Origin of the sequence: Sphingomonas trueperi, assembly GCF_011927635.1 — a bacterium.
Taxonomy (GTDB): domain Bacteria; phylum Pseudomonadota; class Alphaproteobacteria; order Sphingomonadales; family Sphingomonadaceae; genus Sphingomonas; species Sphingomonas trueperi.
The window spans coordinates 37,278-57,420 of sequence record NZ_JAATJB010000011.1 but is presented as its reverse complement, the minus strand read 5'-3'; the positions used below and the strand labels follow the sequence as shown (position 1 = coordinate 57,420).

21 protein-coding genes and 1 pseudogene are annotated in these 20,143 nt (G+C 66.3%); 13 read left to right on the top strand and 9 right to left on the bottom strand.

Annotation, left to right across the window (positions count from 1 at the left end):
• Positions 1-7: 7 nt before the first annotated feature.
• The 7 genes from GGR89_RS15860 to GGR89_RS15830 form a co-directional block, all read right to left on the bottom strand.
• Positions 8-1,270, bottom strand: a complete 1,263-nt coding sequence (locus tag GGR89_RS15860) for a hypothetical protein (protein WP_007683327.1) — start codon at positions 1,268-1,270, stop codon at positions 8-10.
• Between the two features lie 281 nt (positions 1,271-1,551).
• Entirely contained in the window at positions 1,552-1,956 is a 405-nt protein-coding gene (locus GGR89_RS15855) for a copper-binding protein (protein ID WP_007406376.1), read from the bottom strand.
• Complete coding sequence (locus tag GGR89_RS15850; RefSeq protein WP_007406408.1) at positions 1,953-5,096, bottom strand: efflux RND transporter permease subunit; 3,144 nt, start codon at positions 5,094-5,096, stop codon at positions 1,953-1,955. Before GGR89_RS15850 ends, GGR89_RS15855 begins: the two co-directional genes overlap by 4 nt.
• Entirely contained in the window at positions 5,093-6,592 is a 1,500-nt protein-coding gene (locus GGR89_RS15845) for an efflux RND transporter periplasmic adaptor subunit (protein WP_066764835.1), read from the bottom strand. The genes GGR89_RS15850 and GGR89_RS15845 overlap by 4 nt, the downstream gene beginning before the upstream one ends.
• The gene (locus GGR89_RS15840; protein WP_066520056.1) at positions 6,589-7,851 is read right to left on the bottom strand and encodes a TolC family protein; all 1,263 of its coding nucleotides are present in this window, start codon (positions 7,849-7,851) and stop codon (positions 6,589-6,591) included. The genes GGR89_RS15845 and GGR89_RS15840 overlap by 4 nt, the downstream gene beginning before the upstream one ends.
• Positions 7,852-7,914: 63 nt before the next feature.
• Positions 7,915-8,172 (bottom strand): hypothetical protein, encoded by a 258-nt coding sequence (locus GGR89_RS15835; protein WP_007683334.1) that lies wholly within the window; start codon positions 8,170-8,172, stop codon positions 7,915-7,917.
• Between the two features lie 76 nt (positions 8,173-8,248).
• A complete protein-coding gene (locus GGR89_RS15830) occupies positions 8,249-8,611 on the bottom strand; it encodes a hypothetical protein (protein ID WP_066764832.1) in 363 nt (120 codons plus the stop codon).
• Positions 8,612-8,871: 260 nt separating this feature from the next.
• Between GGR89_RS15830 and GGR89_RS15825 the strand changes: the two genes are divergently transcribed.
• The 9 genes from GGR89_RS15825 to GGR89_RS15785 all read left to right on the top strand — a co-directional run bounded on the left by GGR89_RS15825 (position 8,872) and on the right by GGR89_RS15785 (position 14,699).
• The gene (locus GGR89_RS15825; RefSeq protein ID WP_037447968.1) at positions 8,872-9,210 is read left to right on the top strand and encodes a hypothetical protein; all 339 of its coding nucleotides are present in this window, start codon (positions 8,872-8,874) and stop codon (positions 9,208-9,210) included.
• A gap of 142 nt (positions 9,211-9,352) precedes the next feature.
• Complete coding sequence (locus GGR89_RS15820; RefSeq protein ID WP_007406417.1) at positions 9,353-9,832, top strand: heavy metal-responsive transcriptional regulator; 480 nt, start codon at positions 9,353-9,355, stop codon at positions 9,830-9,832.
• On the top strand, positions 9,829-10,050 hold the full coding sequence (locus GGR89_RS15815) for a hypothetical protein (RefSeq protein WP_007406426.1): 222 nt from the start codon (positions 9,829-9,831) through the stop codon (positions 10,048-10,050). The genes GGR89_RS15820 and GGR89_RS15815 overlap by 4 nt, the downstream gene beginning before the upstream one ends.
• Before the next feature lie 59 nt (positions 10,051-10,109).
• Entirely contained in the window at positions 10,110-10,430 is a 321-nt protein-coding gene (locus GGR89_RS15810) for a hypothetical protein (RefSeq protein ID WP_007406382.1), read from the top strand.
• A gap of 23 nt (positions 10,431-10,453) precedes the next feature.
• Positions 10,454-12,364, top strand: a complete 1,911-nt coding sequence (locus tag GGR89_RS15805; protein ID WP_030089529.1) for a 2Fe-2S iron-sulfur cluster-binding protein — start codon at positions 10,454-10,456, stop codon at positions 12,362-12,364.
• A complete protein-coding gene (locus GGR89_RS15800) occupies positions 12,364-13,092 on the top strand; it encodes a hypothetical protein (RefSeq protein ID WP_125976814.1) in 729 nt (242 codons plus the stop codon). Before GGR89_RS15805 ends, GGR89_RS15800 begins: the two co-directional genes overlap by 1 nt.
• Positions 13,089-13,811: a cytochrome c3 family protein gene (locus GGR89_RS15795; RefSeq protein WP_044663288.1), complete on the top strand. Its 723-nt coding sequence runs from the start codon at positions 13,089-13,091 to the stop codon at positions 13,809-13,811. The genes GGR89_RS15800 and GGR89_RS15795 overlap by 4 nt, the downstream gene beginning before the upstream one ends.
• Positions 13,798-14,244, top strand: coding sequence for a DUF1622 domain-containing protein (locus GGR89_RS15790; protein ID WP_044663289.1), 447 nt, complete (start codon positions 13,798-13,800; stop codon positions 14,242-14,244). The genes GGR89_RS15795 and GGR89_RS15790 overlap by 14 nt, the downstream gene beginning before the upstream one ends.
• A gap of 14 nt (positions 14,245-14,258) precedes the next feature.
• Complete coding sequence (locus GGR89_RS15785) at positions 14,259-14,699, top strand: four-helix bundle copper-binding protein (protein ID WP_062788721.1); 441 nt, start codon at positions 14,259-14,261, stop codon at positions 14,697-14,699.
• 146 nt (positions 14,700-14,845) lie between these two features.
• On the opposite strand, the pseudogene GGR89_RS15780 reads toward GGR89_RS15785, so the two are convergent.
• Positions 14,846-15,346, bottom strand: a pseudogene (locus GGR89_RS15780) (HAD hydrolase family protein); the annotation flags it as partial.
• A 462-nt stretch (positions 15,347-15,808) separates the two neighbouring features.
• Positions 15,809-16,030 carry a hypothetical protein gene (locus GGR89_RS22065; RefSeq protein WP_062121690.1) on the bottom strand — a complete coding sequence of 74 codons (222 nt, stop codon included), beginning with the start codon at positions 16,028-16,030 and terminating at the stop codon, positions 15,809-15,811.
• A 397-nt stretch (positions 16,031-16,427) separates the two neighbouring features.
• Here GGR89_RS22065 and GGR89_RS22060 point away from each other — a divergent pair, with 397 nt between their 5' ends.
• The 4 genes from GGR89_RS22060 (at position 16,428) to adhP (ending at position 20,128) form a co-directional block, all read left to right on the top strand.
• Positions 16,428-16,826 (top strand): hypothetical protein, encoded by a 399-nt coding sequence (locus GGR89_RS22060; protein WP_066764827.1) that lies wholly within the window; start codon positions 16,428-16,430, stop codon positions 16,824-16,826.
• 149 nt (positions 16,827-16,975) lie between these two features.
• On the top strand, positions 16,976-17,305 hold the full coding sequence (locus GGR89_RS15765; protein WP_066764822.1) for a hypothetical protein: 330 nt from the start codon (positions 16,976-16,978) through the stop codon (positions 17,303-17,305).
• 251 nt (positions 17,306-17,556) lie between these two features.
• A complete protein-coding gene (locus GGR89_RS15760) occupies positions 17,557-19,077 on the top strand; it encodes an aldehyde dehydrogenase family protein (RefSeq protein ID WP_037486766.1) in 1,521 nt (506 codons plus the stop codon).
• Between the two features lie 25 nt (positions 19,078-19,102).
• Entirely contained in the window at positions 19,103-20,128 is a 1,026-nt protein-coding gene (gene adhP / locus GGR89_RS15755; RefSeq protein ID WP_037486763.1) for an alcohol dehydrogenase AdhP, read from the top strand.
• The last annotated feature ends 15 nt before the right edge of the window (positions 20,129-20,143 follow it).

Below are 20,143 nucleotides of genomic sequence, written 5' to 3'. Positions count from 1 at the left end.
CCCCCTTTCAGGGAAGGGGGCTTGAGATCGCCTTGATGGCCTTCAATCCCGTTCCAAAACGAGCGATCGCGTCCCTGTTTCTCTCCAGCTCGCCATAGGGCAGATAGGCGAAGTCGAGATCGGCAATACGGCTGAAAGCCGGGCGACGGAGTTGCGCGCGAACGTCCTGCTCGCGCGCATTCGGTGCGACCAGGAATAGCCCGGCGGCAGCGTGCAGATCGCTCCCCGACAGCGCCAGATCGAGCATGCGCACGATCCCCGAGTAGATCGAGGTCGAATGTTCAACCTCGAACGCGGCGGCGACGCCGTCGCCACCCTTCGCCAGCCACAACACGTCGATGAGGCGGATCGAGTCCGCTCCGGGAGAGGTCGCAATGGCGTCTGGAAGGCGCTCGAGGCATCCCTGTCCAAGCGGGCAGCCAGCGTGAAGTCGACCGCGGTCATTGGCGGCGATCCACACATCGTAACCGAGGGCATGGCCGAGGTCGCGCAGCCAGGCCTGGATTTCGGCGTGCGTGCGATCGGTTTCGCCCTGCGCGGCGGCTGTCTTGTCGAGCCGGCTTGCCTCCGCTCTGGCATGTTCCAATCTGCCGAGCCAGTCGTCGGCCGCCGTTGCGTCATCCTCCAGCGGTGGCGCGGGATAGCGGCCCGAGCCAATGTCGAACAACAGTCCGCCGATCGCGCCGAGATCGTTGGAGAGCAACTCGCGGTAACGGTCGTTGAGGTCGAGGATGCCGGCGCGCATGGCGAGAAAATGATCCCATGACCCGAGCTTCACCTTGGCGCCGGTGACGGCATTGTAGCCCTTGACGATCGCGGTATTGAAGGGCGGCACCAGCGTCGGGTGAAGGAAATAGAGCAGGTTGGCCGCCGCCGGCCCCAGCCCCTTGATCTTGAGCGCGTCTATGCTGCGGATGTGGCTGATGATCTCCTCGGCGGTATCGCAGCACGAGCAATTGTCGAGCAGGCGACCGAACGCCCGCTGGTTGTCCGGGCTTTCGTAGATGTCTGGAATGCGCAGCTTGGGCTTCCACAGCCAGGCATGGTCGGCGCCCTTGAAGATCTGCCGCTGTTCGGCGATCGAGTGGACAACCGTTTCCAGTGACGAGCCGCGATAGGCGACGCCGAACCGCCCACTTTCGATTTCTGCGACCACCTGCTGCAGCCCGCGACGGATGGAGCGGAAGTTTTTCAGCCGTTCGTCCCACAGAAACCAGGAGCGATAGGTGGCGCCGGGATCGTCTCGCCAACGACGGACAAGCTCGCTCACGAGATCATGATGTGTCGCGGGTAACAAGGTCATACTGGCTGGGTCATCTAAACTGGGCTCCTTGCCGTTCAGGCTATCGCGAGCAAGGGCGGCTTGCACGTTCAATGTGCGATCCGCGAAGCGTGCTCAAATTGTCGGTGATCGCGCAGGGAAACGCCGCTGGCATTGGGCGTTGCCGGTCGCAACCGTCGACCGGGCGCACAGCCAGGCAGACGGCCGGCACGGGCGTCGCCGCCCGGGAGCGGCGACGCAACCAGCTTTTTCCGGTCGAACTTAGCGGATCACTGCTTTGCGATCGCGGTGACCTCGCCATCGCTGCCCTTGAGCGAGAGGTCGAAATCGACCTTGTCGCCGACCTTGACCGCATCGGTGATCGACGGCGCGGCCTTGAACGCCATCGTCATCGCGGGCCACTTGGCCTCCGGGATCGGACCATGATCGAGCGTGATCGTGCCTGCCGCCTTGTCGATCGCGGTGACGGTGCCATGGCCCTTGGCCTTGATCGCGGCGTTCGCGTCAGGCGCCATCGACATGTTGCCCATGTCGCCGCTCATGGTCGCGGCGGGCGCCGCCTCGTTGGTCTCAGTCGCAACGGGGGCCTCCGCCTTCTTGCCGCACGCGGCAGTCAGGGCGGCGAGGCCGAGGGCAATGGTCAGTCGTGCATGGTTCATCGTCTTCTCCTTCATGATGAAACGGGTTGAGGGATGGGATCGGTCTTGGGCCGGCGCAACAGCAGGTAGGCGGCGGGCAGGACGAACATTGAGAGCAAGGGCGCGGTCAGCATGCCGCCGATCATCGGCGCGGCAATCCGGCTCATGACCTCCGAACCCGCGCCTGATCCCAGCAGGATCGGCAGCAGGCCGGCCAGGATCACCGCCACCGTCATCGCCTTGGGACGGACGCGCAGCAGCGCGCCTTCGCGCACGGCGGCCTCGACCTCGGCAGCGTCCGGATGTGCGCCGCGCTCGGCCAGCGCGTTCTTGAGATAGATCAGCATCACCACCCCGAACTCGGCGGAGACGCCGGCGAGCGCGATGAACCCGACCCCGGTGGCGATCGACTGGTTGAACCCCAGCAGATAAAGCGTCCAGATGCCGCCGGTCAGCGCAAACGGCAGCGTCCCCATGATCAGCGCCGCCTCGTCGAAGCGGCCGAAGATGAGGTAGAGCAGCACGAAGATGATCAGCAGCGTCGCGGGCACGACCAGCTTCAAGCGGTCGACCGCGCGCTCGAGATATTCGAACTGGCCAGAGTAAGCGATGCTGACCCCAGGCGAGAGCCTGACCTGTTTCGCCACCGCACGCTGCAGATCGCCGACCACCGAGGCAAGATCGCGCCCGCGCACATCGACGTAGACCCAGGTCGAAGGCCGGGCATTCTCGGTCTTGAGCATCGGCGGTCCCTCGGCGATCGAGACGTTTGCCACGGTGCCCAAGGTGATCTGCTGGCCCGCGGGCGTCAGGATCGGTAGCGCCCGCAGCCTTTCGAGGCTGTCGCGCAATTCGCGCGGATAGCGCACGCTGATCGGATAGCGGGCGAGGCCCTCGACCGTCTCGCCGATCGTCTCGCCGCCGATCGCGCCGGAGACGATGGCCTGGACGTCGGCGATGTTGAGCCCGAACCGCGCGGCGGCGGCGCGGTCTATGTCGACATCGACATAGCGTCCGCCGGTCAGCCGCTCGGCGAGCGCCGAGCTGACGCCGGGCACGCTCCTGGCCACGGTCTCGACATCATGCGCGATGCGGTCGAGCTCGGCGAGGTCACTGCCCGACACCTTGACCCCGATCGGGCTCTTGATGCCCGTCGCGAGCATGTCGATGCGGTTGCGGATCGGCGGCACCCAGATATTGGCGAGACCCGGAAGCTTCACCCGGCGATCGAGCTCGTCGACAAGGCGTTCGGGCGTCATGCCCGACCGCCACTGGTCGCGGGGCTTGAATTGGATCGTCGTCTCGAACATTTCGAGCGGCGCGGGATCGGTCGCGGTCTCGGCGCGGCCGGCCTTGCCGAACACGCTTTCGACTTCGGGCACGGTCTTGATCAGGCGGTCGGTCTGCTGGAGCAGCTCACTCGCCTTGGCGGCCGAGAGGCCCGGCAGCGCCGAGGGCATGTAGAGCAGGTCGCCCTCGTCGAGATTGGGCATGAACTCGCCGCCGAGCCGGCTGAGCGGCCAGGCCGTGGTGGCGAACACCAGAGCCGCGATCAGCAGCACTGCCTTGGGCCGCTTCATCGTCCAGTCGATCGCGGGCCGGTAGATATTGGTGAGCCAGCGATTGACCGGATTGGCCTGCTCGGCCGGAATGCGGCCCCGGATCAGCCAGCCCATCAGGATCGGCACCAGGGTCACCGACAGGATCGCGGCCGCGCCCATCGCATAGGTCTTGGTGAAGGCGAGCGGCGCGAACAGCCGGCCTTCCTGCGCCTCCAGGGTGAAGACCGGAATGAACGACAGCGTGATGATCAGCAGGCTGAAGAACAGCGCCGGCCCGACCTCGGCCGCCGCCTCGGTGACGACGATCCAGCGCATCTCGCCATCGAGATGTCTGTCCGGGTGATCCTGCTCCCAGCGTTCGATCCTCTTGTGGGCGTTCTCGATCATGACGACCGCCGCATCCACCATCGCGCCGATGGCGATGGCGATGCCGCCCAGCGACATGATGTTGGCGTTCACCCCCTGGAACCGCATTACGACGAACGCGGCCAGCACACCGAGCGGCAAGGTCAGGATCGCGACCAGCGCCGAGCGGACGTGCCAGAGGAACAGGGCGCAGACCAATGCGACGACGATGAACTCCTCGACCAGCTTGCGGGTGAGGTTCTCGACCGCGCGATCGATCAGCTGCGAGCGGTCATAGACCGTGACCACCTCGACGCCCGGCGGCAGGCTTTTCCTGAGATCGGCGAGCTTGTCCTTGACCGCCGCGATGGTCTCACGGGCGTTCTTGCCTGACCGAAGAATAACGACGCCGCCGGCGACCTCGCCTTCGCCGTTCAGTTCGGCGATGCCGCGCCGCATCTCGGGGCCGACCTGGATCGTGGCGACATCGCCGAGCCGGACGGGCACGCCGCCCGCCGCAGTCTTGAGCGGGATTGCCCGGAAATCGTCGAGCGTTTTCAGATAGCCCGAGGCGCGGACCATATATTCGGCCTCGGCCATTTCCAGCACCGAGCCGCCGGCTTCCTGATTGGCTTGGCTGATCGCCTGCACTGCCTGGGCGTGGGTTACGCCGTAGGCCGCGAGCTTCACCGGATCGAGCAGCACCTGGTACTGCTTGACCATGCCGCCGATGCTGGCGACTTCGGCCACGCCGGTCACGGTCTTCAGCTCGTAGCGCAGGAACCAGTCCTGCAACCCGCGAAGCTGCGAGAGATCGTGCCGGCCGGTGCGGTCGACCAGCGCATATTCATAGACCCAGCCGACCCCGGTCGCGTCCGGCCCGAGCGCGCTGCGGGCGCTGGCCGGCAACCGACCCTGGACCTGGTTGAGATATTCGAGCACGCGGCTGCGCGCCCAGTAGAGATCGGTGCCGTCCTCGAAGATCACATAGACGAAGCTGTCGCCGAAGAAGGAATAGCCGCGCACCGTCTTGGCGCCGGGCACCGACAGCATGGTGGTGGTGAGCGGATAGGTGATCTGGTTCTCGACGATCTGCGGCGCCTGACCCGGATAGGAAGTGCGGATCACGACCTGCACGTCGGAAAGATCGGGCAGCGCGTCGATCGGGGTCGAGCGCACCGCCCACAGGCCCGCGCCGACCAGCGCGAGCATGCCGAGCACGACGAAGAAGCGGTTCCTCACCGACCAGCGGATGAGATGGGCGATCACTGGCCCGCCACCTTCGCCATATGCCGCAGCGTCGGTCCCGCCGGGGGCCGGTCGAACCCGAACCGGACCCGGTCACCCGCCTTGAAGCCGCGCGCGATGCCCGGATTGGCGAGCGCGAAGGTCATCGTCATCGCCGGCCAGTCGAGCGCGGGAACGGGCTCGTGGCTGAGCGTCACCGAATTGGCCGTGATCCGCTCGATCTTGCCCGTCGTCTCGTACAGCGTGGCTTTCGACGCCGGCGCGGCGATGGTCGCCGATGCCGCACCGCCGCCGATCGGCCGCGCCTCGATTCCCGACAGGCTCGCCTCGGAATCGATCAGGAACTGCCCCGAGACGACGACGTTCTCGCCGGGCGACAGGCCGGCAAGGATCTCGGTCTCGCCGCCTGCCTCGCGGCCGATGCGGACCTCGGCGGGATGATAGCGCCCGTCGCCTGCGGCCAGCATGACGAGCGTGCGCCTGCCCGTGCGGATCACCGCTTCGCTCGGCACCAGCAGCGCCGGCTTGGCATCGCCGCCAAGCGCGACGCTGGCGAACATGCCCGGCCGCAACCGGCCGTCCCGGTTGGGCAGCTCGATCCGCACGGTGAGCGTGCGGCTGTCGGCCTGCGTGGTCGGCAGGATCGCGATCACCCGGCCGGCGAAGCGCTCGCCGGGGAAGCCCGCCAGCGTGGTGCTGGCATTCTGGCCGACCCGGACATCGCCCGCGCGCGCTTCGGGCACCGCGGCATTGAGCCAGACGGTGCCGAGCCCGCTTACCTGGGCGAGCGTCTGGCCCATGGCGAGCGTCACGCCGGCACGGGCGTCGAGCGTCTGGATCGTGCCCGAGATCGGCGTCGTGATCGTCACCACGCCGTTCGGGCGTCCGCTCCGCTCGACGCTGGCGATGAGGCCGTCGGACATGCCCATCAGCCGCAGTCGCTGGCGCGCGGCCGCGGTGAGGTCGGGCTTGCCGAGCCGCCTGACGCTCAGATATTCGGTCTGCGCGCCGCCCCATTCGGGCAGGAGCAGGTCCGCGATCGGCGCGCCGGCGCGGACCACGTCCCCGGGCGCTCGCGCATAGACGCGGCTCACGAACCCGCCCGAACGCGCCTGGATGACGGCGACGTCGCGCTGGTTGAAGTCGATCGTGCCGGTGACTTCCAGCGTGCTCGCAAGGCTGCCCATGCGGGCCTCGGCCACGCGCAGGCCGAGGCTCTGGCGCGCGGAGGGATCGACCGTCACCCCGGGCGCCGCGCCGGCACTTTCGCCGTCGGCATATCTGGGCACAAGCTGCATATCCATGAACGGCGACTTGCCGGGCTTGTCGAACTTCTGGTTGGGAAACATCGGGTCGTACCAGTAGAGCACCTTGCCCGAGCCTGTGCCCGCCTCGCCGGACGCGGCGGCCTGCGGTTGCGGCGACCTGTGGCCCGCCCAATAGCCCGCGCCACCGGCGGCCAGCGCGACGACAAGGATCGATGCGCCCCAGCGCACTGTGTCCGACTTGAGCGTCATGGCCGCTCCTCCCCATAAGTGATGTTGATACGGACCGCGTCGCGCGCGACATCGGCCTCGCGGTTGAGCGTTTCGACCTCGGCCTCGGCGAGCGCCAGGGTCGAGAGCAGCGCGGTTCCCAGGTCGAGCTTGCCCGCGGCATAGCTGTCGCGGTCGAGTTCGGCGCGGCGCCTGGCGAGGGGCACCAGCGTCTCGCGGGCATTGCGCAACCGGGAGAGATGCATGGCATGGTCTGCGAGATCGGCGTCGAGTTGCGCCACCAGCTCGCGGCGGATCGCCTCGCGGTCGAACCGACCCCCTTGCACAAGGCTCTCGCTGGCAGCGATCCTGGGATTCTGGCGCTTGCCGGCGAACATTGGCAGGTCGATCGACACGCCGACCGAGGCCATGTCGCCGTACATGGGATCGCGCCGGCCATAGGTGACGCCGACCTTCCAGTCGGAGCGCTTGTCGGCGCGCGCGAGGCGCACGTCCGCTTCGGCGACTGCGATCCGCGCGTCCTGCGCGCGCACGGCGGGAAGCGCATCGATCCCGGCCCGCAGCCGGATCGGATCGACATCGAGTATCGGCGGGTCGCCCGTCGCCTGCGGGTCGGGGTCGCCGGTATAGCGCGCGAGCCGGGCCCGCGCCTGCGCCACCACCGCAGCCATCTCGGCGCGGCGATCGGCGATGGCGGCGCGGAGCTGGTCGGGCTCGAGCGCCTGGCTCGGGCGCGCGCTGCCCGACGCCAGGCGTGCGGTCACGGTCTTCTGCAGGTCGTCGAGGCTGGCATCGAGCAGGTCGAGCTGCCGGAGCCGGCGTTCTCCATAATAGAGATCGACCCAGGCGAGGGCGGTCTCGAGCCGCACGTTGCGGCCTTCGACCAGCTCGCCCGCCTCGGCGATACCGATATCGGCCGCGGCGCGCGCGGCGCGTGCATGGCGCTTGGCGAGATTGGGGAAGGTCTGGCTGAACCCGATCGTCGCCATAGTGAAATCGTCGCGCGTGAAGCTGCCGGCATTGGGGCCGCTCACCGGGAAGTTCTGCAGGCCCAGGTCGAGCGTCGGATCGGGCAGGCGATCGGCCGCGACCGCCGAAGAGCGGGCGCCGGCTGTCGCCGCCGCGCGCGCCTTGAGGCTTGGCGCGTTGGCGGCAGCGAGCCTCACTGCCTGCTCGTAGGTGAGCGGGCCGGCCGACACCGGCACGGCCCAGGCGCTCGCAAGCGTCGCACCGATAGAGAGCAACAGGCGTCGCACAGCGCGCCTCGGCATCATGATCATGGATATCATCCCCTCATGACAGAGGCGGCGCGCCAAGATGTGACGCGCCGCTCCGGAGCGGGTTTAGCCCTTGTCCGACCTGACTGCGCCGCGCATGCAGTCGGCGGCGCTTGCCTGCATCATCGCGCAATCGCAGCTGGCCATGTCCCGGCTGTCGGGCACCCATATGCGGACACGCGCAGGGCCAGTCGCCCGCGGACCATATTGCGGCGCCGACCGCCATTCCCAATGGCCTTGCGGCGTGCGGCTCGCGTCGGTTGCAAGCGCAGGCGCGGCGAGACTGAGGGCCGCCACAAGGGCGGCCGGAAGCAGTTTGATCATCACGAAAACCTTTGACTGAAAAGAAGGAAACCGGGCTGCGCGCATCGATCGATGCGCGCAGCCCGTGCTCGTTCAATCAGGCAAGGCTGGTGGGAGGATCCGGCTCGGGCACAACCGCCTTGCCGGTCAATATCGTATCGGTCGTCCAGAAGCTGGGCGCGTCGTAGAGACGCGCAGGCGCAACGCCGCCTGCCAGGTCCGCTGCGACCAGCGGGATCACGCACCCCATCGCGGCGATGCAATCGAGCGTCAGGCCCTTGCAGGGCTTTTCGCTGGGCGCAGGCTGCTGCTTGGCCATCATTGCCATGCAGTCTGCATCCATGCCCTTGGCCAGCGGCGCGCCTGCCGCCTGCGGCACGCTGTGCGCGGCCGCCATCTGGGCTCCGAAGAGACCGGACAGCGCTCCGATGACGAGCAGAAGGGCGAGCAGGCGTTTCACGAGCCTCGATATCTAGCGGGTTTCGCTGGCGCAGCCAACCAAAGTCTCGCGCCGCGCGGGTTTTGAAGTGCTGACGGCTGATTCCGTCAACTCCGCGTCAATAAAGATCTGGCCCGGGGAAGAAGATCGGCTGCGGCCTCTACGTATATCGAGGCTGGACCCGGGACCGTAGTCCCAAGCCTGAAGAGACGCTCTTCCCCCCGGCAGGTCCGGGCGGTGGCTTACCATCCAAGGAGGTGAATATGGTCAGAAAAACTCTCATGGTCGGGCTTGCCGGCATTTCGATGCTTGCTGCCGTCCCCGCTATGGCCCAGGGCATCGGGCACAGCTTGTTCATGCGCGGCTCGATCGTCGACACGGGCAGCAACGGCACGGTCGTCTGCATCGGCAAGGCCGATGGCGCCGAGGTCGGCCAGAAGCTCGAGGTCTATCGCGTCGTGACCCATCCGGGTCCGCCCAAGGGCGTGGCGCCGACCTATCACCGCCAGCTCGTCGGCCATGTGACGATCGATCATATCTTCGATGATCACTTCGCGCATGTGTCCGTCGCCGACGGTACGCCTGCCAAGCACGACATCGTCGAGCTTCGCAAGAACTGACGCGCCGGTGGCCCGGCGGCACACGCTGCCCTGATGCGAGGCATCGGGGCAGCGGGTTGCCGGCGGCAACGGACCGTTCGGGATCGAGGCGAAACCGCTTGACCCTGGACCATGGTCCTACCGGCATGATCGAGCGGATGACATGGGCAATTTCAAGATCGGCGAACTGGCCGCGGCCGCAGGCGTGGGGCGGGATACGATCCGCTATTATGAGCGGATGGGCCTGCTGCGCGAGCCCGCGCGCACGGCAGCGGGCTACAGGCTCTACGACGCGACCGACCTCGAGCGCGTCAATTTCATCCGCTCGGCGCAGGAGCTTGGTTTCACACTCGAACAGGCCCGGCAGCTGCTGGCGCTCAGGGCGTCGGACACCGCGCATGCCCAGGCCGTGCTCGATATCACGCTTGCCAAGATCGCGGACGCCGAAGCCCGGCTCGAGCGCCTGTCGGATATCCGCGACATGCTGCGGATGCTCGCCGACGAATGCCCGGGCGAAGTGCCGGTCTCCGATTGCCCGATCCTCGCCTTCCTGACGGCGCGGCGGAAAGACCAGCAGCATAACAAGAAACATCAGGCAGCGCAGGACGAACGATCACCACGAGCGAAAGGGGTTTTGTCATGAAGAAAATGCGTTTGATCGCCGTCCTCACGCCGGCGCTGCTTCTAGGCGCCTGTGTGACCACGCGGCCGACCTCGGCGCAGGTCGAGAGTTGCCGGGCGATGGAGGGCAATATGGGTCTCCAGACGCCGCATGATCATGGCGAGATGAAGGGGCAGGGGCGCAACCCGATGAACCTCTCGCACGACCGGTGTCTCCGGATTCTGCGCAGCGCGCAATGAGCCGGTCCGGACGCCAGGGATGGCGCCCGGACACAGTTTTCAAGCCAAGGAGCAAAGCCATGATCGACCATGCGAAGAAAGCCCTTCCACTTGTCGGCGGAAGCCTGTTGCTGGCGCTCGCGCTTTCGGGCTGCGACCGCCAGGCCGACCAGACGGTGCCGCCCGCGGCGAACAGCGTCGCCGCCACCCCGGTCCTGACCGACAGCGGCAACGCTGCAGACGCGGCGCCGATGGACGCGATGAGCAACCAGGCCGAGATGGAGCGGCATCACCGTCAGGCGATGGACCATGACGCGATGCGCGCCGGGGCCGGCAACCAGACCGCGCCGGCACCCGATCCCGCGCCGGGCAATGCGGCGATGCCGATGAAGGATATGTAGGCTCGCACACTAAGGGGATGAGGATGTCCAGGCGGATCAGCCTTCGACGCTTGAGCCTCGGCTGCGCAATCGCTCTCAGCCTGTCCGCGAGCGCGGGCGCGCAGGAGGGCGAGGATCATGCCGCGCATCATGGCGCAGGCATGCCGGCCGGCGGGGGCATGTCCGCACCGGCAGAGCCGGGGTCGTCGGACATGGCGAAGATGATGAACCCCATGATGGATCGCATGATCAATGGGGAAGGGGAGAATGAGCACGGCCACGAATCGCGCCGGACCGGCTTCATCTCGCAGCTGCTCGCCTTTCCCGCGCTTGACGAAGCGGCAAGGCAGCGGGTCGCTGCGCAGGCCGGCGAACGGGTAAGCACGGGTCTGGCGATGATCAACGCCGCCTCGGCCGACGGCGCGCGTGCGACCACGGTCTCGGCCCGGCTCGATGCGGCGCGGCGCCTGCGCGAGGGAACCGACCTGTTCCGCTCCGGCACCGCCGCGCAGGGCGCGATCGGGGGCTTGCAGCCGCCCCGGGAGGTCGGGCTTGCCTGGCTGCGCGATCAGCTCGACATCGACCAGGCCGCGCCCGGCCATGCCGATCACTGGTTCGGCATCTCGCCCTCGCACCTCCTTCTCATGCTGTTCCTGGGGCTGGTGAGCGCCACGCTTATCGCGCTGCAGATCTTCCGCCTGCGGCGGATCGGGGCGATCGCCGGCGGTGTCGCCACCGCCAAGGTTCCAGCAAAGCCGGAGCCGAAGGCTGCCCCTCCCGCTACCAGGGTTGCGCCCGCGCCTGCACCCGTTGCCGACAGCGCCGGGCTCGCGCCGAGCAATGCGGCCGCACCCGCTGGGGCGTCGCTGCGCAAGCCCAAAAGCTGGGCGGGGCAGCTGCGCGTGGTCCAGATCGTGCGAGAGACGCCGAGCGTGCTGACCTTCCGGCTCGCGGACCCGACCGCCGACCGGCTGCCGTTCGACTTCCTGCCGGGCCAGTTCCTGCAGGTCGAGGTAGAGCCCGAAGCGGGCAAGACCGCGCGCCGTTCCTACACGATCGCCTCTTCGCCGACCCAGCGGGCCTATGTCGAACTGACGGTCAAGCGCGAGGAGCAGGGCGTGGTCTCGCGATACCTGCACGACAAGGTCGTCGCCGACGATCTGCTGAAGGTCAGCGGACCGTTCGGCGCCTTCACCTTCACGGGAACGGATGCCCAGAGCATCGTGCTGATCGCGGGCGGGGTCGGCATCACCCCGATGATGTCGGTGCTGCGCTATCTCACCGACACCGCGTGGAAGGGTGATATCTTCTTCTTCTACGGCGCACGGTCGACCGAGGAATTCGTGTTCCGCGACGAGCTCGAGCGGCTCGAACGCCGTTTTCCCAACCTCCATGTCGTCGCCGCGATGCAGCGCGCGCCCGGCACCGTCTGGATGGGCCCCGAAGGGCCGATCACGCGCGAGATGATCCTGGCCGCGGTGCCGGAGATCGCGAGCCGGCGCATCCATATGTGCGGCCCGCCGGCGATGATGGGCGCGATGCGCGGCGTGCTGGCGGAACTCGGCGTCCCCGAAGCGCAGCTGCACACCGAGGCGTTCGGTCCGGCCTCGCTGCCGGCCGACCACGAGGATCTCGAGGTCAAGCCCGCGCCCCCGCCAGCGGATAAGCCGGCCCCGAGCGCCGAGGTGGCGCCGAGCACGGTGACCTTCTCCGTGTCGGGGGTGTCGGCGGCCTTGCCCGCGGACGAGACCGTGCTGGAGGCGGCCGAGGGCGCGGGCGTCGAGATCCCCTATGCATGCCGTGCGGGCACATGCGGCGCCTGCGTGGTCAAGCTGCTGCAGGGCGAAGTGACGATGGAGGTCGAATCCGGCCTTGCGCCCGCCGACAAGGCGCAAGGCTATGTGCTCGCGTGCCAGGCGAAGGGGACGGGCACGCCGCTCGTGGTCGAAGCCTGATGCGCGAACGCAGCGACATTGCCGTGGGCCTGCTGGTCGCGTTCCTGCTGCTGTTCCCGTTCGGCTATCTCGTGCATGTGTCGCCCCGCTTTCCGGGTAGCCTGGCCGGCGGGATCATCGGGATCGCAGCGCTCGTGCTGATGCTGCTGACGCTTCCTTATGTCGCGGCCAAGCACATCGCCTGGGTCGACAAGGCGCTCTCCCGGGTCGTCAGCAAGCCAACCCTGCTCGCCATCCACATCTATGCCGGCGTGCTGGCGCCGATCCTGGGTCTGGTCCACGCCGCGCACAAGCTCGAAAGCCCGGTCGGCCTGCTTCTGACCGTCCTCCTGCTGATGACGGTCATCACCGGCTTCATCGGCCGCTACCTGCTTGCCCAGCTTGGTCGGGCGCTGCGCGGACGCAGGTCAGAACTGGCCTCGCTTCGCGCCGCCTTCCTCGAGGAGCCGGCGGCGCCGACGCAGGCCGATACCGCAGCCCCGCCGCTGTCGGGCTGGAAGCGCTATCTGTTCGTCGCCGGGGATGCGTCCGCGGGCCAGCGCCCCCAGGACAAGACGGGGATCGCCGCAGCGCTGGCCGATACCGAATTCGCGATCCGTGCCGAAGAGGCAACCAACACCCTGTTCGCGCGGTGGCGGTTCCTGCACATCCTGCTGGGCTGTCTCATCTTCGCGCTGCTCGCGCTCCACGTCGGCGCGGCGATCTATTACGGGCTGCGCTGGCTATGAGCTGGCAGCGTCTTTCCTACGCCGTCTTCATCGCAGCCCTGCTGGTGATGGTCGCCGCGGTCGCGATCCGGATGCGATCGGACGCGCCGAGGGATGCCGGCCTGGTGGCGCAGCTCGTCTCGCCCGGCCCGCTCTCGAGCGCGCACCAGTCCTTTGCCGGCCAATGCACGGCCTGCCACACGCCGGGCAAGGGCGTCGAAACCCGGACCTGTCTCACCTGCCATGCGGGCACCGATTTCGGGACGAAGCAGTCGACTCAGTTCCACGCGAAAGCGACGCAGTGCACCTCCTGCCACGTCGAACATGAGGGAGAGCGCGGCATCATCCGCATGGATCACGCCGCCTTGCTCGACATGGCAAAGTGGCGGCAGCCTTCGGCGGGCATGTCGACAAACACTAGAAGCCTGACTCCCGAGACCGCGCTCAATTGCGCGAGCTGCCATGCGTTCCGCGATCCGCACCAGGCCCTGTTCGGCACCGACTGCGCGAGCTGCCACAAGACCGACAGCTGGAAGATCGTCAATTATCGCCATCCATCGGTCAATTCGACGCAGTGCGCCGAGTGCCACAAGGCGCCACCCAGTCACTTCATGGAGCATTTCAGCATGGTCTCGCAGCGCGCAGCCGGATCGAAAGCGCGCGTCGACCAATGCTATGCCTGTCACGCCACCGACAGCTTCAACAATATCCGCAAGCGAGGCTGGTATGATCACCATTGAGGCCGACTGGCTGAGCGCCTTCTTCCGGCTTGCGGTGATCGGCCTGGAACTGGCGGGCACGCTGACCATCCTCGTCGGCGCGGGGCTCGCAACCTTTCTGTTTGCGCGGCGGGCGAGGGCGGGCGACCGGACCGAGGCCTATAGCGCGTTCCGCTCGGCGCTCGGCCGCAGCATCCTGCTCGGTTTGGAATTTCTGGTCGCCGGCGACATCGTCAAGTCGCTGGTGATCAACCCGACGCTCGACGATCTCATCGTGCTGGCCGGGCTTGTGCTGGTGCGGACCTTCCTGAGCATCTCGCTTGGGGTCGAGATCAACGGCCACTGGCCTTGGGAGGAAACCCGGATGGCGCGGGAGAAGGCGCGTGCTGCGGCGTTGGATGGGTCGCCTATGACGGCTGAGGCCGCCGGACGCGGCGCAGCGCTCAAGGGATAGCAGATGGGAGGTGCATGATGATCGAGAGACGCGAATTGCTGATGGCCGGCGCCGGCCTTGCCGCCGCTGGAACGCTGGCTGGGCCGGCGGCGGCGCAGCAGCATCGAATGGAAGGGATGGCGATGTCGATGACGGACTGCATCGACGATTGCGTGGCTTCGCACCGCATGTGCCTGGAGACCGCCGCCTGGCTGACGAAGCAAGGCGGCGCGTCAGCCACGGCGTCGCTGATCGCCATGCTGAACGACTGTGCGGAACTGTGCCAGGCGACCGCCAACTCGATGCTGCGCGAATCCTCCCTCCATACCATCCTGTGTCGCGCCTGCGCTGACGGCTGCGAACGATGTGCGCGGGAATGCCTGAGCCACGTCGTGGGCGAGCGGATCAAGCGTTGCTCGGCTACCTGCAAGGATTGCGCCGCCAGCTGTCGGATGATGGCGGACATGGCCAGCTGAGTGTCCTAGAACGCGCCCAGGCGTAGTGGGGTCAAGCAGCTCCGGCACGATTGAAGCGATCCGTCGGCTCCACAATGTGGGACCGCTGCGAAGCTGGGTCGTACGGGCGCGAAAGCGGGACTGGTTAGGTATCGGCGGTAGCGCTTTTAGACTAGCCAGGCAGCGATCGCGCCAACCACCGACTTGGTTTCGGCAACGTCGCGGACTTGCACGGTATCCAGCCCGAGGTGCTTGGCCGGATAATCATTTCCGCCCGGGAAGATCGCGTCACCGAAGAAGATCATCTTGTCGAGTGCGACGCCGGTCTGCTCGGAAAGGCGCTTGAGGCCATAGGCCTTGTCTATCCCTTCGCGCGTGATGTCGATCGATGTCGCCCCGCCGATATTGATGCCAAAGCCTGGCAGCAACGGCTGGAGCAGGGCCTGCAATCTCTTGCGCTTGGCGTGATCGGGATCCCACGTGTCCTTGGCCTCGAGCGGCGCTTGCTGACCGAGCGCGGAGAATGTGATCTGGCTGCCGCGATCCTCGATCTGCTCGCCCCAGATGTTCTCGTTTGCATAGCCCGCCTGCTCGACCGTCTTGGTTAGTGCTTCGCGGATGCGCTGGCTTTCGTCGCCGGTGAACAGATCGGCATAGATACGCGTCCATACTTAAACCCCGAGGCCTCCGACAAACCCGGGGCGGTTCAAGTTGATCAATAATCAGCCAGGCGAGCGTTCAATCACTGCGGCACCGATCCGAGTGAGCGTCTATTCCGACAATTTAGCCTGGGCCAGTCCGAGTGGCTGGTTCGGCGGTGGGCCTTGCCACGATCGCGCCGAAGCAAAAGCGGCGTGCGATTTACGTTTCGCTGTTCGCCAACTGCAGCAGGCGGCGTCGCTTTGCAGTGCTCGGGCTAGGCGGAGGCTTTGATGGCCGCCGTCTTCGGCCATCCGCGCCCAGCTTTTGCTAGTAGCCGAACTAAAGCGGACATTGCAGGCTGACCGCCAGCTTCGCAAATTACGTATACTGCCACCTCCAGGCCGATACCATCTCAACGGCAAGCTCCCTGGGGAGCGAGAATCGACCGGGCATGTGTCCGGTCGAACTGAAACTCAGACTTGAAGGAATCATATTTGCGCAAGAAAGCAGCGATTATCGCTTCGCTCGCAGCCTTTGGCGTCCTTGCCGTCGGCGCCGGGCCAGTTCTCGCCGATGGGATGCCGCCGGGCATGCCCGACCTTGAACAGACGCTCAAGGCGAAGCCGGCGCCGGCTCGGTCCGACACGGCCCAGATGCAAGGAATGCGACACCGCGAAGTACGGATGCACGGTGAGATGATGCAGGACCATCGGATCGCTATGCGGGAGATGGGAACCCAGGACGGAGCCTCCCGCATGTTGCATAGGTCGCGGGGCGGTTGCTGACCCTGCATTAAGCCAGCTCCGACCACGAGGCTGGGCGGCCAACGACCGTGGCCTAGTTCAACCGCAGCTTTGGCCCGCCGTTCTCCCACGGCGGGCCAATTGGCTTTTGCACTTCGCTGCCGGCCGCCATCAAGCGGGATCATGAATTCGCTTGAACTTGGGCCATGGTCCACCCCGCACGATCCCGCTCATGCTTGTCGCGATCCAAAGCGGATTCGTAAGTTACGTATACAGACTGCGTCTCGCTAGCAGCATTGAAGCTTCGGAATTGCCGGGATCGGAACGTCGACCGGGCAACAGGACGAACACTCGGAGACCCTCAATGCGACAGACGACATTTCGCGCGGCGACCATCAGCCTCTTCGCGACGCTAACCTTCGCCGCCGGCACCGCTCTCGCCCAGTCGACGCCCGCGCCCGCGCAGACTGCGCCGGCCCATGCCCACCAGCAGGGCATGGATCATGGCGGGCAGCAGATGCACGATCAGATGATGAAGGATCATCAGGCCGGCGCGCAGAAGCAGCAGCGGCAACCGGCCCAGCAGGATCAACAGGGCATGTCGGGGATGGCCGGCATGTCCGGCGGGTCGCCTGCATCGAACGGCTCGGGCATGGCCGGTAAGGCGAAGAGTGGCTGCTGCAAGATGCCGATGAAGAAGGCCAAGCCGGCCGCGAAGAAGACCGCCAAGCCCATGGCCGACAAGCCGATGAGCGACATGTGAAGTTTCCAGCCCCGATAAAACACCCCCCGGGGCTGAGGGCCCGCCGCCGCCCCCGCGGCGGGCCAGTTCTTTGACGATGCCCAGCGTCGCCCCGTGCTCCCAACTTTCAAAGCCGGGACCGAGCAACTGACGTGAGAGAGGAAACAGTGATGCGAAAACATCTTGGCGTCGGTGCTGCTGTTGGCTTTCTGCTCTTTGGCAGCACGCCGCTCCTCGCACAGGGTATCGGCCATAGCTTGTTCATGCGCGGCAAGATCGTCCGTACGGATGCGGGCGGCACAGTGGCCTGCCTGGGCAAAGCCGATGGCGCGCACATCGGGCAGATACTCGAAGTCTATCACGCAACGCCGCGCCACCGCCGCCTTGTCGGTCATGTCGAAGTCGACCAGATTTTCGACGACCATTACGCTCATTTCCGCGTGAGGGACGGGACGCTTCAGAAAGGCGATTGGGTGAGCCTAAAGCGCTTCCGGGCGTAACGCCAGAATTGGAATGCCAAGCGCCGCCCTTCCCAAAAGAAGAATCAGCCGAGTAGCGTGTCTCGGCATAATTCCGATCATGCGTGCGCGAATAGGTTCGGGAGTCGATGAATACTCATCGGCTCCGTTGGCGTGTCTGACCCTCAAAGACCGCGACACCGATACCAAACTACCTTCTGCGGAACTTACTTATAGGCCGCCCGGGCAAAGAGATTACTCCGTCAGGCCATCGATAGAGATGGAGTCAGGTAATGTTCGAGAAGGCGATCGGGACCATCAATGCGGCGGCCTCCTTCCGACACCGCTATGATAATTTCATCGGTGGTCGATGGAACGCTCCTGCGAGCGGCGAGTATTTCGCCGACAAGAGCCCGATCAATGGTGCCCAGATCGCAGAGTTCGCGCTGTCGACGCCGGAAGATGTCGAGCGCGCGCTCGATGCGGCGCACGCCGCCAAGGATCAATGGGCAAGAATCGCCCCCGCCGAGCGCGCCAGGATTCTCAATCGCGTCGCCGACCGGCTCGAGGATAATCTGGAGCTGCTGGCGCTTGCCGAGACGATCGACAATGGCAAGCCGATCCGCGAGACGCGTGCTGCCGACGTTCCGCTTGCGATCGACCATTTCCGCTACTTCGCCGGCTGCATCCGGGCGGAGGAAGGCGGCATCTCGACGATCGATGCGGACACCATCGCCTATCATTTCCGCGAGCCGCTCGGCGTCGTCGGCCAGATCATCCCGTGGAACTTCCCGCTGCTGATGGCGGCGTGGAAGATCGCCCCGGCGCTGGCGGCGGGCAACTGCACCGTCATCAAACCCGCATCCCAGACGCCGCTCACCTTGCTGATGTTCGCCGAGCTCACCGCCGACATCCTGCCGCCCGGCGTGCTCAATGTCGTTACCGGCCCGGGACGGACCGTCGGCCAGGCGATCGCCGCCAATCCGCGCATCGCCAAGGTCTCGTTCACCGGCGAGACCGTCACCGGCAAGCAGATCATGCATGCGGCCGCCGACCATCTGATCCCCCAGACTATGGAGCTTGGCGGCAAGTCGCCGAACATCTTCATGGCGGACGTGCTCGACGACGACGATGCCTTCTTCGACAAGGCGCTCGAAGGCTTTACTTTGTTCGCGTTCAACAAGGGCGAGGTCTGCACCTGCCCGTCGCGTGCGCTGATCCATGAGTCGATCTTCGACCGCTTCATCGAGCGCGCCGTGGCGCGCGTCGCCGCGATCCGCCAGGGCGATCCGCTCGACCCCTCGGTCCAGGTCGGCGCGCAGGCGTCGGAGGACCAGCTCCACAAGATCCTGGGCTATATCGATATCGGCAAGGCCGAGGGCGCGCAGTGTCTGGTCGGTGGCGCCAGGGCGCTGCCGGGCGGTGCGCTCGACCAGGGCTATTTCGTGCAGCCGACGGTGTTCGTGGGTCAGAACCACATGCGCATCTTCCAGGAGGAGATCTTCGGTCCCGTCCTGTCGGTCACCACCTTCAAGACGGTCGAGGAGGCGATCGCACTTGCCAACGACACCGCCTACGGTCTTGGCGCGGGCGTCTGGACCCGGAGCGGCAACACCGCCTACCGGCTCGGCCGCGCGATCGAGGCCGGGCGGGTCTGGACCAACTGCTATCATCAGTACCCCGCCCATGCCGCCTTCGGCGGATACAAGGCGTCGGGCTTCGGGCGTGAAAATCACCGGATGATGCTCGACCATTATCAGCAGACCAAGAACCTGCTCGTCTCCTATGACGAGCACGCGCTCGGCCTGTTCTGACCCCTCGCTCAAAGGAGAAACGGACATGGCGAAAACCATGAAGGCGGCGGTCGTCCGCGAATTCGGCAAGCCCCTGGTCATCGAGGAGGCGCCGATCCCGGCGGTCGGCCCCGGGCAGATCCTGGTCAAGATTGCGGCAACCGGCGTGTGCCATACCGACCTGCACGCGGCAGAAGGAGACTGGCCGGTCAAGCCCAACCCGCCCTTCATTCCTGGCCATGAAGGCGTCGGGCATGTCGCCGCCGTCGGTGCAGGCGTCACCCATGTGAAGGAAGGCGACCGGGTCGGTGTGCCCTGGCTCTACACCGCCTGCGGGCACTGCGTGCATTGCCTGGGTGGCTGGGAGACGCTTTGCCACGAACAGCAGAACACCGGCTATTCGGTCAATGGCAGCTTTGCCGAATATGTCCTCGCCGATCCCAACTATGTTGGTCACCTTCCCGACAATGTCGACTTCCTCGACATTGCGCCGATCCTCTGCGCGGGCGTCACCGTCTACAAGGGATTGAAGGCCACCGAGGCCCGACCCGGCGAGTGGGTGGTCGTCTCCGGCATTGGCGGGCTCGGCCACATGGCGGTGCAATATGCCCGAGCCATGGGTCTCAATGTGGCCGCGGTCGACATCGACGATAGCAAGCTCGACCTCGCTACACGCCTTGGCGCCACACTGACGGTCAACGCGCGCAACGAGGACCCTTCGGCAGCGCTCAAGAAAGCCATTGGCGGCGCGCACGGGGCGCTGGTGACCGCCGTTTCGCCCAAGGCGTTCCAGCAGGCGCTCGGCATGGTCCGGCGCGGCGGCACGGTCGCGCTCAACGGCCTGCCGCCGGGCGACTTCCCGTTGTCGATCTTCGACACCGTGCTGAACGGCATTACCGTGCGCGGCTCGATCGTCGGCACGCGGCTCGATCTGCTCGAGGCACTGGCGTTCGCCGGCGAGGGCAAGGTCAAGGCCACGGTCCATGCAGACAAGCTGGAGAACATCAACGACGTCTTCTCCCGCATGCATCATGGCGACATCGAGGGCCGGATCGTCCTCGACCTCGCCTGAACCCGTCTTCGCGAA

Excerpts from the sequence above, each read along its gene's own strand:
- GGR89_RS15855 (WP_007406376.1), bottom strand. The coding sequence starts at position 1,956 with ATGAAGGAGAAGACGATGAACCATGCACGACTGACCATTGCCCTCGGC.
- GGR89_RS15845 (WP_066764835.1), bottom strand. The coding sequence starts at position 6,592 with ATGACGCTCAAGTCGGACACAGTGCGCTGGGGCGCATCGATCCTTGTC.
- GGR89_RS15840 (WP_066520056.1), bottom strand. The coding sequence starts at position 7,851 with ATGATCATGATGCCGAGGCGCGCTGTGCGACGCCTGTTGCTCTCTATC.
- GGR89_RS15835 (WP_007683334.1), bottom strand. The coding sequence starts at position 8,172 with ATGATCAAACTGCTTCCGGCCGCCCTTGTGGCGGCCCTCAGTCTCGCC.
- GGR89_RS15825 (WP_037447968.1), top strand. The coding sequence starts at position 8,872 with ATGGTCGGGCTTGCCGGCATTTCGATGCTTGCTGCCGTCCCCGCTATG.
- GGR89_RS15820 (WP_007406417.1), top strand. The coding sequence starts at position 9,353 with ATGGGCAATTTCAAGATCGGCGAACTGGCCGCGGCCGCAGGCGTGGGG.
- GGR89_RS15815 (WP_007406426.1), top strand. The coding sequence starts at position 9,829 with ATGAAGAAAATGCGTTTGATCGCCGTCCTCACGCCGGCGCTGCTTCTA.
- GGR89_RS15810 (WP_007406382.1), top strand. The coding sequence starts at position 10,110 with ATGATCGACCATGCGAAGAAAGCCCTTCCACTTGTCGGCGGAAGCCTG.
- GGR89_RS15805 (WP_030089529.1), top strand. The coding sequence starts at position 10,454 with ATGTCCAGGCGGATCAGCCTTCGACGCTTGAGCCTCGGCTGCGCAATC.
- GGR89_RS15800 (WP_125976814.1), top strand. The coding sequence starts at position 12,364 with ATGCGCGAACGCAGCGACATTGCCGTGGGCCTGCTGGTCGCGTTCCTG.
- GGR89_RS15795 (WP_044663288.1), top strand. The coding sequence starts at position 13,089 with ATGAGCTGGCAGCGTCTTTCCTACGCCGTCTTCATCGCAGCCCTGCTG.
- GGR89_RS15790 (WP_044663289.1), top strand. The coding sequence starts at position 13,798 with ATGATCACCATTGAGGCCGACTGGCTGAGCGCCTTCTTCCGGCTTGCG.
- GGR89_RS15785 (WP_062788721.1), top strand. The coding sequence starts at position 14,259 with ATGATGATCGAGAGACGCGAATTGCTGATGGCCGGCGCCGGCCTTGCC.
- GGR89_RS22065 (WP_062121690.1), bottom strand. The coding sequence starts at position 16,030 with ATGGTCCTGCATCATCTCACCGTGCATCCGTACTTCGCGGTGTCGCAT.
- GGR89_RS22060 (WP_066764827.1), top strand. The coding sequence starts at position 16,428 with ATGCGACAGACGACATTTCGCGCGGCGACCATCAGCCTCTTCGCGACG.
- GGR89_RS15765 (WP_066764822.1), top strand. The coding sequence starts at position 16,976 with ATGCGAAAACATCTTGGCGTCGGTGCTGCTGTTGGCTTTCTGCTCTTT.
- GGR89_RS15760 (WP_037486766.1), top strand. The coding sequence starts at position 17,557 with ATGTTCGAGAAGGCGATCGGGACCATCAATGCGGCGGCCTCCTTCCGA.
- adhP (WP_037486763.1), top strand. The coding sequence starts at position 19,103 with ATGGCGAAAACCATGAAGGCGGCGGTCGTCCGCGAATTCGGCAAGCCC.